Origin of the sequence: Streptococcus sp. oral taxon 056 str. F0418, assembly GCF_000220065.1 — a bacterium.
In the GTDB taxonomy this organism is placed as follows: Bacteria; Bacillota; Bacilli; order Lactobacillales; family Streptococcaceae; genus Streptococcus.
Window position 1 is genome coordinate 1,627,366 of the sequence record NZ_AFQU01000001.1, and the last position, 12,575, is coordinate 1,639,940.

Genomic DNA, 12,575 nt, shown 5'->3' on the forward strand with positions numbered 1-12,575 from the left:
TCTAGTAAAAGGAGTTACCATGACAGTTACCGGTATTATCGCAGAGTTTAATCCTTTTCATAATGGGCACAAATATTTGCTGGAGCAGGCTTCTGGCTTGAAAATTATCGCTATGAGTGGTAATTTTGTTCAGCGTGGGGAGCCGGCTATCGTGGACAAGTGGACTCGGGCACAGATGGCTTTGGAAGCTGGAGCGGATCTGGTTCTTGAGCTGCCTTTCTTGGTCAGCGTTCAGGCGGCAGACTTTTTCGCTAAGGGGGCGGTAGACATCTTAGAGAGACTAGGCATCGAACAGCTGACTTTTGGGACTGAGGAAGTGCTGGACTACGAGAGTATTTCGAAGGTCTATGGCGAAAAGGCAGAGCAGATGGAGGCTTACCTGTCTAGCCTGCCTGATTCCCTCTCCTATCCTCAAAAGACTCAGGCTATGTGGCAGGAGTTTGCAGGGCTCAATTTTTCAGGATCTACTCCCAATCATATCTTGGGCTTGGCTTATGCCAAAGCTGTGGCGGGAAAAGATATAAAGCTGTGCCCGATTCAACGTCAGGGGGCTGGCTACCATTCCTTATCAGCTAATCAGGAATTCGCCTCCGCAACTGCCCTTCGTCAGAGTCTGGATCAGCCAGATTTTCTCAAGAAATTCACGCCAGCCCATCACTTGCTTGAAACGGCTCCCAAGGTGACCTGGTCGGACCTCTTTCCTTATCTCCGTTACCAGATAGTGACCTGTCCGGATTTGACAGATCTTTATCAGGTCAATCAGGAATTGGCTGTTAGGATTAAAGAAGCATTGAAAAGCAGTGAGACCATAGAAGAGCTAGTTGAACAGGTGGCGACCAAGCGCTATACCAAGGCTAGGGCCCGGCGTCTGCTGACCTATATCCTGGTCGGAGCTAGACAAGAAGAGCTTCCGTCGGGCATCCATATTTTAGGCTTTTCTGAGCAGGGGCGCCAGCATTTGTCCCAGCTTAAGGGAAAAGTTGAATTGGTCAGTCGTATTGGCAAGGAGCCATGGGATAGTCTAACCCAGCAGGCTGATAAGGTCTATCAGCTAGGAAATCCTGCACTTATGGAACAAAATTTTGGACGGGTTCCAATACAGGTAAATTTGTGAATTTTGCAGGCGATAGTATTAAGAAATCACCTTTTATAAGAAAAGCTTTTTCAGCTAGTGAAATTCAAAAAGACTTGTGTTATAATATGTAAGGTTAAAATGTAAAAAAATAAAGGAGATAATCCAATGGGACGTAAATGGGCCAATATCGTGGCAAAGAAAACCGCTAAAGATGGTGCAAACTCAAAAGTTTATGCGAAGTTTGGTGTGGAAATCTATGTAGCAGCTAAAAAAGGAGATCCAGACCCAGAAACAAACTCAGCTCTAAAATTTGTTATTGACCGTGCAAAACAAGCTCAAGTACCAAAGCATGTTATTGATAAAGCTATTGATAAAGCTAAAGGTAATACAGACGAAACCTTTACAGAAGGACGTTATGAAGGTTTTGGACCAAATGGTTCCATGCTGATTGTAGATACTTTGACATCAAATGTAAATCGTACAGCAGCGAATGTTCGTGCAGCTTTTGGTAAAAACGGTGGAAACATGGGAGCAAGTGGATCTGTATCTTATTTGTTTGATAATAAAGGTGTAGTTGTTTTTGCAGGAGACGATGCAGATAGCATTTTTGAGTTGCTTTTAGAGGCAGATGTTGATGTAGACGATGTAGAAGCAGAAGAAGGAACAATTACAGTCTATACAGCACCAACGGATCTTCATAAGGCTATAGTAGCTTTGCGTGAGTCAGGTATCGAAGATTTTCAAGTGACAGAGCTAGAGATGATTCCACAATCTGAAATCGAATTGTCAGGGGATGATTTAGCTATTTTTGAAAAACTTGTTGACGTCTTAGAAGATGATGAAGATGTCCAAAAAGTTTACACAAATGTTGAAGGATATTAAAAACTGAGTGTCTCGAATGGTACTCCAATTGTTAGATAATCTATCTAATTTTTGGGGTATTGTTCGAACCTCAGTTTTTTTGATGTATGATTACTTGAAATTTAATTATGATGGCTTCAAAATGTTCTAAGTAATGTTTACATCACTCAACAATTATGTTAGAATAACACTTAGTTAACAAAAAAAGGGATTATAATGAAAAAAATTTTCAGAATGTTGTCCTTATGGTCGCTGTCCTAGCACTTGCAGCTTGTGGTGCTAAAAAAGCAGAAAATGAAGCAGGCAATAACGAAGTAGATATCAAAATCAAGGGTGGAACATACGTTGTGCCACGAGATGAAGCTAGTGATTCTAAATACCTAGCTTTGAAAGTGGAAATCAAAAATAAGAGCAACCAGAAATTGAATATTTCAGAAGGGGACGTGACTCTTTATGACTCTGAAGGTGAAAAAATTTCCGCTGTAAATGTTTATGATTCTAGTGATAAATTTAAAACTTTAGGATATGAGAGTCTTTCAAAAGATAAGACTTTGAGTCGTTATACTGTCTTTGAAGTGGATCCAGAAGAAGAGTACGAGTTGCACTACTCACCTAAATTTATAGATGGCTTAGCTAAAGATCGCAAAGAAATTGAGATTAAGGTGAAGCCTTCTAAATTTACTGACCAAACAGATGACATTGTTGATGTGGTGAAGGAATATGTTAACAAAGTTTTCTTGAGCGGAGATGCCTCAGGAGATGCTACAAATGTTGCAAGTGCTTCATCGGATAAATCTGTAACGCTTTTGGCGAAGAAAGATAAGAAAAAATCAAAAGATGATGAAAAAGGTGGTTCAGATAAGTTTGTATTAGGTGGTGAGTTAGAGAAAGATAGAGCTGCTTTTGTTAAAAAGTTTGGTACTGAATTTGCAGATAAATTCTCTTACTACAAACCATCTGATGCTGAATTACGTACCTTTATTGAAGCTTATACAAAAGTAAATGCGAAACGTGCGAAAGTTAGCTATTCTATCAAGGAATTTTTACCAGAAAGTGCGACTATTTATGTTCGTCCAGAAACTATTGGTTTGGAAAATATCAGAACATATGATCTAGTTTCTAAGTTCGCTAATGAGCACCGAGCAGAATACTCTGATTATAAAGATGCTTATTCAGCAGCTGAGAAATATATTTTAGAACAAGCACCAAGTCAATTTGATAGTCTTCCACTTGTGACAAATAAATATATGGACAGTGAAGGGTATGAGTTGAAATTAGTTAAGAAGAATAAAAAATGGGTTGTAGATACAACTGAAAGCAATTATGATTCATTAGTTCGTATTTTCAGTGGAAATATCTAATAAAATGAATAAGAAGAGAGTCGAATGATTTCGGCTCTTTTTATATGAGTATGGGAGTAAATCTATTTTGATTTGCATGGTAATAGATTAGAAATGAAAAAGTATGTTATACTTTTCTTCAGAAATAGACTTTAAGGAGCCAAACATGAATGAATTTTATCAAAAATTGACGCAAATACGCCATTATCTTCATCAACATCCTGAGTTATCTGGTCAAGAGTTTGAAACGACCCATTTTCTTCGCAATCATTTAGAAAAATTAGATATTAGAATTTTGGATTCTGGTCTTAAGACGGGCTTAATTGCAGAGATAGGGCAGGGGGAACCTATTATTGCCCTTCGGGCAGATATTGATGCCCTGCCTATTTTAGAAAAAACAGGGCTTTCTTATGCTAGTCAAAATCCAGGGGTCATGCATGCCTGTGGCCACGATTTTCATCAGGCAAGTCTGTTGGGCGCGGCAGAGTTATTGAAAAAAATGGAAAAGCAACTAGTGGGCACGGTTCGCTTGATTTTTCAGCCAGCTGAAGAAAGTTCTTGTGGAGCGTTAGAAGTCTTATCGACGGGTTGTTTAGATGATGTGAAGGCTATTATTGGTTTTCATAATATGCCTCAACTTAAGGCGAATCAATTAGCTTTGAAGTCGGGAGCAGTGATGGCTGGAGTAGAAAAATTTAAGGTAGAAGTAGAAGGCGTTAGTAGTCATGCTGCGCGACCAGATTTAGGTGTTGATACCGTTTTGACTTTGACAAGTATGATCCAGGCTTTGCAGGTTCTAGTAGCTAGAACAGTTTCTCCTTTTGAAGCAAATGTTTTATCGATTACACATATTGAGGCAGGTTCTACTTGGAATGTCTTGCCACAAAATGGTTTTTTTGAAGGAACCATTCGGTCGTTTAGTCCTAATTCTCAAAAACAGTTAAAAGCTGATTTTATCAACATTGTAGAGAATATTGCTAAAAATTTTGGTGCAAAAGTCATGATTTCTTGGGATCAAACGCCACCAGTTACTTATAATGATGAATCCTTAACACCGCTTTTGTTTGAATGCGCTCAAAAATTTGCAGAAGTTCTTGAAGCTAATCCTTCCACAGCTGGTGAAGATTTTGCGTTTTATCAGGAGAAAATTCCGGGAGTCTTTGCCTTTATTGGCTCAAATGGAGAAGCTGATGCGCCAGACTTGCACCATGATACAATGACAATCAATGATGAAGCGTTTAAAGTGTCAGTCCCTTACTATGTCGAAAGTGCACTACTGCTGTTGCAGAGATATAAGTAATAACTATATCCCTATATAAAAAAAACCAACTAGGCAAAACTCTCTAGTTTTGATATGATAGAACAGTGGCAAGGGGATTTTGTTATTGTCTTTAAAAAAAGTAGCAATAAACAAAAACTATACCCCCGATAAAAAATATATACTAGCCAAGTCTAGAAATATTTGTTATCATAGGGCTACTTTAAGAAGAATAGGAGAATTTCTTTGAAAAAATTAGTTAAATATTCCACCCTTGTTGTCCTTGGACTCGCAGCTATTGGTACGTTGGTGGCTTGCTCGTCTTCAACTTCTAAGTCTGATTCAGGCAAAACAAGTGAGACTAAAAAAACAACGATTGAAGTTGGAACTGTTGGAACAACTCGTCCTTTTTCTTACGATGATGAAGATGGTAAGTTGACAGGGTATGAAATTGAAGTACTTCGAGAAATCTTTAAAGGCTCTGATAAGTACGAGGTCAATTTCAATAAAGCAAAATGGACTTCTATGTTTGCTAGTCTAGATAGCGATCGCTTCCAAATTGCTGCAAATAATATCAGTTATTCAAAAGAGCGTGATGGAAAGTATCTTTATGGAAATCCATACGCTAAGAATCCAACGGTTTTAGTTGTTCGCAAAGGAACTGGTATCAAGTCTTTGGATGATATTGGTGGGAAGTCAACGGAAGTTGTGCAAGGAACATCTACAGCCAAGCAGCTAGAAGATTATAACAAAGAGCATGCGAATAATCAGACAAAAATCAATTATACAGACGGAACGATTCAGCAAATCCTTGTGAATTTGAATGAAGGCCGTACAGATTATAAGGTTTTTGAACGAATTACGGTTGATGCTATTGTTAAGGCGCAAAAATTGGATAATGTTGAAGTTATCGAACTTCCAAGCGATCAGCAACCATATGTGTATCCGTTGTTCGCCCAAGGTCAAGAAGAACTTAAAAACTTTGTTGACAAACGAGTGAAGGAATTGTATCAAGACGGCACGTTAGAAAAATTGTCTCAAAAATACTTTGACGGCAGCTATCTTCCAGATGCTAAAGATATTAAATAAGGTTTAAATAAAAGGAGATTATAAAATGAAATTAACAAAATGGTTTGGTGTAGCAGCACTTGCAACTGCAGTCGTTGGTTTGGCAGCGTGTGGCGCTTCTGAGAAGAAAGCAGACAATAATACGAAGGACAAAACAGTAACAATTAAAGTTGGAACAATGACGATCGATAACGATGAACAACAACGTTGGGATCTTATTGAGAAGAAACTTGAAAAAGAAAATGTAAAACTTGAATTTACTCAATTTACAGAGTACCCACAAGTAAATAAAGCTGTTGCTGATGGTGAGTTGGATGTCAATGCTTTCCAACACTACTACTACCTTAACAACTGGAATAAAGAAAACAACCAAGATTTAGTAGCTATTGCTGACACTTATCTTGCACCTATCCGTCTTTATTCAGGTACTAAAGATGGCAAAAATAAATATACAAAAGTTGATGAGCTTCCAGATGGAGCAGAAATCGCTGTACCAAATGATGCAACAAATGAAAGTCGCGCTTTGAACTTACTTCAAGCAGCAGGTCTGATCAAATTGGACAAATCTGGAAATGAGCTTGCTACAGTTGCAAATGTGAAAGAAAATCCAAAGAAATTGAAAATTACAGAATTGGATGCTAGCCAAACAGCTCGTTCATTGACATCAGTAGATGCTGCTGTTGTAAATAACACATTTGTTAATGAGGCAAAATTAGACTACAAGAAGGCTTTGTTCATCGAGCCAAAAGATAAAAACTCTAAACAATGGTACAATATCATTGCAGCTAAGAAAGACTGGGAAAAGTCTGACAAAGCTGATGCAATTAAGAAATTGATTGCAGCATACCACACTGATGAAGTGAAAGAATTGACAGAAAAAACTTCTGATGGTTTGCTTGAACCAGTATGGTAAGAGGCTAAAAACTGACAGTAGGCACGGGTCTTGGTGAGTGATTCAACAGGACAAGACCGAATGTGTGAGACAGAACTCAGTTGGGAAGACCAGCTGAGTTTTGTCGCCTTATATACGAGGGAGAAATATGGTTTTTTCGAGTGAACAAGAACAACTCAAAAAATTTGAAGAAGATGTCATTGCTCAACAGTATTTTGAAGTCCTACGCAAGTTAATTGCAAAAAAATCGATTTTTGCGCAACAGATCGGTTTGAAAGAAGTAGCGATTTATTTACAAGAAATTTTTGAACAAGCGGGTGCAGAAGTGACGGTGGATGATAGCTATCTTGCTCCTTTTGTGATTGCCCGATTTAAGAGTTCAAATCCTAGTGCTAAGACAGTCATCTTCTACAATCACTATGATACAGTTCCTGCTGATAACGACCAACCGTGGACAGAGGATCCGTTTACATTATCTGTGCGTGATGGAGTCATGTATGGACGTGGTGTTGATGATGACAAGGGGCATATTGTGGCTCGTTTGACAGCCCTTCAGAAATATGTAGAGGCGAAAAAAGATTTGCCAGTGAATATTACCTTTATCATGGAGGGGGCAGAGGAATCTGCATCCACAGATCTAGATCGTTATTTGGACAAGTATAAAGAGGAACTTCTCGGTGCTGATTTATTGGTCTGGGAACAAGGAAGTCGTAATGCATTGGGACAACTGGAAATCACGGGTGGCAATAAAGGAATTGTAACTTTTGATGCTAAGGTTAAAAGCGCAGATGTAGATATTCACTCTAGTTTTGGTGGTGTGATTGATTCAAGTGCTTGGTACTTGATTAATGCTTTGACCAGTCTAAGAGGAAAAGATGGTCGAATCTTAGTCGAAGGAATCTATGATCAGGTTATTGAGCCAAATGAACGCGAATCTGCTTTGGTTGAAGAGTTTGCTCGTCGTAGACCGGAAGAGTTAAAAGAAATTTACGGCTTAGAATTACCCCTGTTAGAAGAAGAGCAATCCAAATTTTTACGTCGTTATTTCTTTGAACCAGCGCTAAATATTGAAGGCATTTCATCGGGTTATCAAGGTCAAGGAGTAAAGACGATCATACCATCGCAGGCCCAAGCTAAACTAGAAGTACGCTTGGTGCCAGGGTTGGAACCACAAGATGTATTGGAAAAAATTCACCAACAGCTAATTAGAAATGGTTATCCCGAGGTAGAGTTAACATATACTTTAGGGGAAATGAGTTACCGTAGTGACATGAGTTCCCCGTCTATTTTGAATGTTATTGACTTAGCTAAAAAGTATTACCGAGAAGGGGTGGCTGTTTTGCCCACTTCTGCTGGTACTGGTCCGATGCATATTGTTTATGATGCCTTACAAGTGCCGATGATGGCCTTTGGTTTGGGACATGCCAATAGTCGGGATCATGGTGGCGATGAAAATGTTCGCTTATCAGATTATTACACCCATATAGAATTAATAGAGGAGCTGATTGCAAGTTATGAGTAAAGAAATTATTACATTAGATAAAATTGATGTAACCTTCCAGCAGAAAAAACGTCAGATTCAGGCAGTCAAGGATGTCAGTATACATATCAACCAAGGAGATATATATGGCATTGTAGGTTACTCAGGTGCTGGGAAATCTACCCTTGTACGAGTGATTAACTTATTACAAGTACCAACTGGAGGTACCATTACCGTAGATGATGATATTATTTTCAAAGATAAAAAGGTACAGTTATCAGCTGCGCAGTTGCGCCAGAAACGTCAGGATATTGGCATGATTTTCCAACATTTTAATCTGATGAGCCAGCTCACGGCTGAGGAAAACGTAGCTTTCGCTTTGAAACACTCTGGTTTATCTAAAGAAGAGAAAAGAGAAAAAGTGAAAAATTTGCTAGAGCTTGTTGGTCTGGCGGATAGAGCAGAAAACTATCCATCACAACTTTCAGGTGGACAAAAACAACGTGTTGCGATTGCCCGTGCTTTAGCTAATGATCCTAAAATTCTGATTTCGGATGAAGCGACATCAGCGCTAGATCCGAAAACGACTAAGCAGATTCTTTCTTTATTACAAGATTTGAATCAAAAGCTAGGATTGACCATTGTTTTAATCACCCATGAGATGCAAATTATCAAGGATATCGCTAATCGCGTAGCCGTGATGCAAGATGGTCAGCTGATTGAGGAAGGCTCTGTTCTTGATATCTTCTCTCATCCAAATCAAGATTTGACCAAGGACTTTATAACGACAGCTACAGGTATTAATGAAGCAATGGTCAAAATTGAAAAACAAGATATTGTCCGAAACTTAGCACCGAATAGTCTTTTAGTTCAGTTGGAATATGCGGGTGCAGCGACAGATGAGCCTATTCTCAATGAAATTTATAAAAAGTACCAAGTAACGGCTAATATTTTATATGGTAATATCGAAATTCTAGACCATACACCTGTAGGAGCTTTGGTGGTCGTACTATCAGGTGAAGCTGAGAGTCTAGCTGCCGCTAAAGATGCGATTCAAGAAGCTGGAGTTCGTCTGACTATTTTAAAGGGAGGTGCATAAGATGCTAGAATTTATTGAAACTTATTTACCAAATGTTTATCGGATGGGCTGGGACGGTCAAGCAGGCTGGGGAACAGCTATCTATATGACGCTTTATATGACAGCTATTTCTTTTGTTATCGGAGGATTCTTTGGTTTAGTGACGGGACTTTTTCTCGTTTTGACTAAGCCTGGGGGTGTACTTGAAAATAAGATCGCTTTTTGGATTTTAGATAAGGTGACATCTGTTTTCCGTGCCATTCCTTTCATTATCTTGCTAGCTGTGTTATCACCGTTCTCTCACTTTATTGTGGGAACGGGAATTGGTCCAAATGCAGCGATTGTTCCTCTTTCTTTTGCTGTGTATGCTTTTTTTGCTCGTCAAGTGCAGGTCGTCTTGTCAGAGTTAGATGGTGGAGTGATAGAGGCTGCTCAGGCTAGTGGCGCAACCTTATGGGATATTATTGGAGTGTATCTAACAGAGGGTCTTCCAGATTTGATTCGTGTTACAACAGTTACCTTGATTTCCTTAATTGGTGAAACAGCTATGGCTGGTGCCGTTGGTGCGGGCGGAATTGGTAATGTGGCAATCGCTTATGGATTTAATCGTTATAATCACGATGTTACTATTCTGGCGACGGTTGTTATTGTAGCAATTATCTTTACTATTCAATTTGCTGGGGACTTTTTGACCAAGAAATTAAGTCATAAATAGTATTTTAAAAGCCAGATCAGATGGAAAAGAATGAGGAGATTAAATGAATCGATGGCATTTACGTGAGTGGAAGATAGTAGGGCTTTATGCCCTCCTCTACTTCTTTTGTGTAGGTTTGGGAGTTCTTGTAGGCACACTTTTTGACCGTGCAGGCAATATGTTTTATGCGCCAGCGTTTGCTGCTTTATTTGGCGGAACGGTGTACATGTTTTTGCAAAGTAAGGTACAAAAGTTTGGAGCAATTAGCTTTCTCGGAATTATGATGGGCTGCTTTTTCTTCACGGCAGGACATTTCTTTATTTCCTTTTTACCAGGTTTGCTATTTGGCTTGGTGGCCGATTTTATTGCAAAAGCAGGCAATTATAAGAGTAGGAAGCTGAGTTTTCTTTCCTTTATCGTTTTTTCTTTCGTCAATTCTGGTCCGATTATCATGATGTGGCTAGCACGATCAACTTATATTGCTAGTTTAGTAGCGCGTGGTAGAAGCTCGGATTATATTGAGCGGGTTATGGTACCTGCAAATGCTCAAACAATTAGCTGGTTTGTTTTGACGATTCTTTTAGGTGCTGTTTTGGGTGCTTTAATTGGTCAATTTGTCGTACAAGCTCATCTTTCTAAAAAATTGAGATGATCATTTGTAGCAGAAAACTTTATCTAGCTTTCCCGTTCTATTTTTGGTATGATAGAGAAGTGTGCGCTAGGTTTAGACCTAGTATATCCATTGAAGGCTAAATAGTATAAACAGCTGATGCAGAAGTTTTCTGATAAGGCTATGAAATTCTATTTTACCTGTTTTTCAATCAAACAAAAAAGGGAGAGATTATGAATAATATACTGGTATTACAATCTGATTTTGGATTAGTGGATGGAGCTGTATCAGCTATGATCGGAGTAGCACTTGAGGAGTCTGCTACATTAAAAATCCATCACTTAACTCATGATATCACGCCTTATAATATCTTTGAAGGTAGTTACAGACTGTTCCAAACGGTTAATTACTGGCCGGAAGGCACGACTTTTGTTTCTGTTGTCGATCCTGGTGTAGGATCTAAGCGCAAGAGTGTAGTTGCAAAAACAGCTCAAAATCAATACATTGTCACACCAGATAATGGAACACTATCTTTTATCAAGAAGCATGTTGGTATTGTAGCGATTCGTGAGATTTCTGAAGTGGAGAATCGTCGTAAAAATACTGAACACTCTTATACTTTCCATGGTCGGGATGTTTACGCTTATACAGGTGCAAAATTAGCGAGTGGTCATATCACTTTTGAAGAAGTAGGACCTGAACTCAGTGTGGACGAAATTGTCGAAATTCCAGTAGTTGAAACGACCTTTGGAAAAAATTCCGTTAGTGGTGCAGTTGATATTCTAGATGTCCGCTTTGGTTCTCTTTGGACCTCTATCACAAGAGAAGATTTTCAGCATTTGGCTCCTCAATTTGGAGAGCGTTTTGAAGTTACTATCTACAATAATGATATGCTAGTTTATCAAAACCAAGTAACCTATGGCAAGTCCTTTGCGGATGTTCGCATCGGCCAGCCTATCCTTTACATCAACTCCCTCTATCGGGTCGGCTTAGCGATTAACCAAGGTTCCTTTGCTAAGGCCTATAATGTTGGCGTCGGTGCCCAGTGGCATATTGAAATTAAACGTATTGACAATTAGTTATATAAAATGACATAGAAAAAGGAGATTATAATGAAAAAATTATTGGATACAACTTTTACAATTAGAGAAGTCGTAGCGACTGGTATTGGAGCGGCACTTTTTGTTGTTATCGGGATGATTAGCATTCCGACACCGGTGCCAAATACGAGCATTCAGTTACAATATGCTGTACAAGCATTGTTTAGTGTAGTCTTTGGACCAATTACTGGTTTCTTGACTGGATTTATCGGTCATGCATTGAAGGACTCTCTCCAATACGGTAATCCTTGGTGGACTTGGGTTATAGCTAGTGGTCTATTTGGATTTGTCGTTGGTTTGTTTAAGAATCAATTACGAGTGGCAGAAGGAGTTTTTGAAGCTAAAGATATTGTTTGGTTTAATGGTGTGCAATTTTTGGCAAATGCTCTTTTGTGGATTGTCATCGCTCCAATTGGTGATATTTGGATTTACAATGAACCGACAAATAAAGTTTTCACGCAAGGCGTTGTAGTAGCAATCTCTAATGGCTTGACTGTTGCAGTGGCAGGTACCTTACTCTTGATTGCGTATGCTCGAACTCAGACAAAGAGTGGCAGTCTTAAAAAAGATTAAATCATGCAATAAGTATCAAAAGATCGGGATTTTTCTCGATCTTTTTTTGTTAAAAATAAAATACTTTTTGAAATTTATATATTGCATTTTAAAAAATATATTGTATAATAGACTTATAAAAATGAAGGAGAACCGATATGAAAAATATGAAAAACATAAAAAATATCTATTCCCCCCTTATTTGGCTTGTTTTAGGTGTAATTTGTTTGATGATTGGACTGATCAACCACAATCAGACTTTTCTTCTTTTTGCTGGCTGTGATATTGCAATTGGTTGCGCACTTTTAAGCATAGCAACTGAGAAGAAAAATGATAAGGGCGATGATCATGGGAAAAAATCTTAAGCTAAAGATGGCACGAGTGGAGCATGATATGACTCAGGGCGACTTAGCAGACGCAATAGGCGTGACTCGTCAGACTATTGGCCTGATTGAGGCGGGTAAGTACAATCCCAGCCTAGCACTTTGCATCGCCATATGTAAATGTCTCAATAAGACGCTGGATCAATTGTTTTGGGAGTAAAAATGTCCGGGGGACATTTTTAGC

At 38.8% G+C, this 12,575-nt stretch carries 14 protein-coding genes; all 14 read left to right on the forward strand.

Annotated elements, in window-relative coordinates; all coding sequences use genetic code 11:
- The first annotated feature begins 19 nt into the window (after positions 1 to 19).
- The 14 genes from HMPREF9182_RS08095 (at position 20) to HMPREF9182_RS08160 (ending at position 12,551) form a co-directional block, all read left to right on the forward strand.
- On the forward strand, positions 20 to 1,114 hold the full coding sequence (locus HMPREF9182_RS08095) for a nucleotidyltransferase (RefSeq protein ID WP_009754700.1): 1,095 nt from the start codon (positions 20 to 22) through the stop codon (positions 1,112 to 1,114).
- 126 nt (positions 1,115 to 1,240) lie between these two features.
- Positions 1,241 to 1,957, forward strand: coding sequence for a YebC/PmpR family DNA-binding transcriptional regulator (locus HMPREF9182_RS08100; RefSeq protein ID WP_009443228.1), 717 nt, complete (start codon positions 1,241 to 1,243; stop codon positions 1,955 to 1,957).
- Between the two features lie 224 nt (positions 1,958 to 2,181).
- Complete coding sequence (locus HMPREF9182_RS08105) at positions 2,182 to 3,297, forward strand: DUF5105 domain-containing protein (RefSeq protein ID WP_009754511.1); 1,116 nt, start codon at positions 2,182 to 2,184, stop codon at positions 3,295 to 3,297.
- 145 nt (positions 3,298 to 3,442) lie between these two features.
- Positions 3,443 to 4,576, forward strand: coding sequence for an amidohydrolase (locus HMPREF9182_RS08110; RefSeq protein ID WP_009754285.1), 1,134 nt, complete (start codon positions 3,443 to 3,445; stop codon positions 4,574 to 4,576).
- 204 nt (positions 4,577 to 4,780) lie between these two features.
- Positions 4,781 to 5,623, forward strand: a complete 843-nt coding sequence (locus HMPREF9182_RS08115; RefSeq protein WP_009443260.1) for an amino acid ABC transporter substrate-binding protein — start codon at positions 4,781 to 4,783, stop codon at positions 5,621 to 5,623.
- Positions 5,624 to 5,648: 25 nt separating this feature from the next.
- The gene (locus HMPREF9182_RS08120; protein WP_009754994.1) at positions 5,649 to 6,515 is read left to right on the forward strand and encodes a MetQ/NlpA family ABC transporter substrate-binding protein; all 867 of its coding nucleotides are present in this window, start codon (positions 5,649 to 5,651) and stop codon (positions 6,513 to 6,515) included.
- A 127-nt stretch (positions 6,516 to 6,642) separates the two neighbouring features.
- The gene (locus HMPREF9182_RS08125; RefSeq protein ID WP_009443742.1) at positions 6,643 to 8,016 is read left to right on the forward strand and encodes a M20/M25/M40 family metallo-hydrolase; all 1,374 of its coding nucleotides are present in this window, start codon (positions 6,643 to 6,645) and stop codon (positions 8,014 to 8,016) included.
- Complete coding sequence (locus HMPREF9182_RS08130; protein ID WP_009443595.1) at positions 8,009 to 9,073, forward strand: methionine ABC transporter ATP-binding protein; 1,065 nt, start codon at positions 8,009 to 8,011, stop codon at positions 9,071 to 9,073. Before HMPREF9182_RS08125 ends, HMPREF9182_RS08130 begins: the two co-directional genes overlap by 8 nt.
- A gap of 1 nt (position 9,074) precedes the next feature.
- A complete protein-coding gene (locus HMPREF9182_RS08135; protein ID WP_009443483.1) occupies positions 9,075 to 9,767 on the forward strand; it encodes a methionine ABC transporter permease in 693 nt (230 codons plus the stop codon).
- Positions 9,768 to 9,810: 43 nt separating this feature from the next.
- Complete coding sequence (locus tag HMPREF9182_RS08140) at positions 9,811 to 10,398, forward strand: MptD family putative ECF transporter S component (RefSeq protein WP_009754469.1); 588 nt, start codon at positions 9,811 to 9,813, stop codon at positions 10,396 to 10,398.
- 188 nt (positions 10,399 to 10,586) lie between these two features.
- A complete protein-coding gene (locus tag HMPREF9182_RS08145) occupies positions 10,587 to 11,435 on the forward strand; it encodes an SAM hydrolase/SAM-dependent halogenase family protein (RefSeq protein WP_303659937.1) in 849 nt (282 codons plus the stop codon).
- Positions 11,436 to 11,468: 33 nt separating this feature from the next.
- The gene (locus HMPREF9182_RS08150) at positions 11,469 to 12,029 is read left to right on the forward strand and encodes an ECF-type riboflavin transporter substrate-binding protein (protein WP_009754213.1); all 561 of its coding nucleotides are present in this window, start codon (positions 11,469 to 11,471) and stop codon (positions 12,027 to 12,029) included.
- Positions 12,030 to 12,166: 137 nt separating this feature from the next.
- Complete coding sequence (locus HMPREF9182_RS08155; RefSeq protein ID WP_009755001.1) at positions 12,167 to 12,373, forward strand: hypothetical protein; 207 nt, start codon at positions 12,167 to 12,169, stop codon at positions 12,371 to 12,373.
- Complete coding sequence (locus HMPREF9182_RS08160; RefSeq protein WP_037602824.1) at positions 12,357 to 12,551, forward strand: helix-turn-helix transcriptional regulator; 195 nt, start codon at positions 12,357 to 12,359, stop codon at positions 12,549 to 12,551. The genes HMPREF9182_RS08155 and HMPREF9182_RS08160 overlap by 17 nt, the downstream gene beginning before the upstream one ends.
- Positions 12,552 to 12,575 lie beyond the last annotated feature (24 nt).

Excerpts from the sequence above, each read along its gene's own strand:
- HMPREF9182_RS08095 (WP_009754700.1), top strand. The coding sequence starts at position 20 with ATGACAGTTACCGGTATTATCGCAGAGTTTAATCCTTTTCATAATGGG.
- HMPREF9182_RS08100 (WP_009443228.1), top strand. The coding sequence starts at position 1,241 with ATGGGACGTAAATGGGCCAATATCGTGGCAAAGAAAACCGCTAAAGAT.
- HMPREF9182_RS08105 (WP_009754511.1), top strand. The coding sequence starts at position 2,182 with ATGGTCGCTGTCCTAGCACTTGCAGCTTGTGGTGCTAAAAAAGCAGAA.
- HMPREF9182_RS08110 (WP_009754285.1), top strand. The coding sequence starts at position 3,443 with ATGAATGAATTTTATCAAAAATTGACGCAAATACGCCATTATCTTCAT.
- HMPREF9182_RS08120 (WP_009754994.1), top strand. The coding sequence starts at position 5,649 with ATGAAATTAACAAAATGGTTTGGTGTAGCAGCACTTGCAACTGCAGTC.
- HMPREF9182_RS08125 (WP_009443742.1), top strand. The coding sequence starts at position 6,643 with ATGGTTTTTTCGAGTGAACAAGAACAACTCAAAAAATTTGAAGAAGAT.
- HMPREF9182_RS08130 (WP_009443595.1), top strand. The coding sequence starts at position 8,009 with ATGAGTAAAGAAATTATTACATTAGATAAAATTGATGTAACCTTCCAG.
- HMPREF9182_RS08135 (WP_009443483.1), top strand. The coding sequence starts at position 9,075 with ATGCTAGAATTTATTGAAACTTATTTACCAAATGTTTATCGGATGGGC.
- HMPREF9182_RS08140 (WP_009754469.1), top strand. The coding sequence starts at position 9,811 with ATGAATCGATGGCATTTACGTGAGTGGAAGATAGTAGGGCTTTATGCC.
- HMPREF9182_RS08150 (WP_009754213.1), top strand. The coding sequence starts at position 11,469 with ATGAAAAAATTATTGGATACAACTTTTACAATTAGAGAAGTCGTAGCG.
- HMPREF9182_RS08155 (WP_009755001.1), top strand. The coding sequence starts at position 12,167 with ATGAAAAATATGAAAAACATAAAAAATATCTATTCCCCCCTTATTTGG.
- HMPREF9182_RS08160 (WP_037602824.1), top strand. The coding sequence starts at position 12,357 with ATGGGAAAAAATCTTAAGCTAAAGATGGCACGAGTGGAGCATGATATG.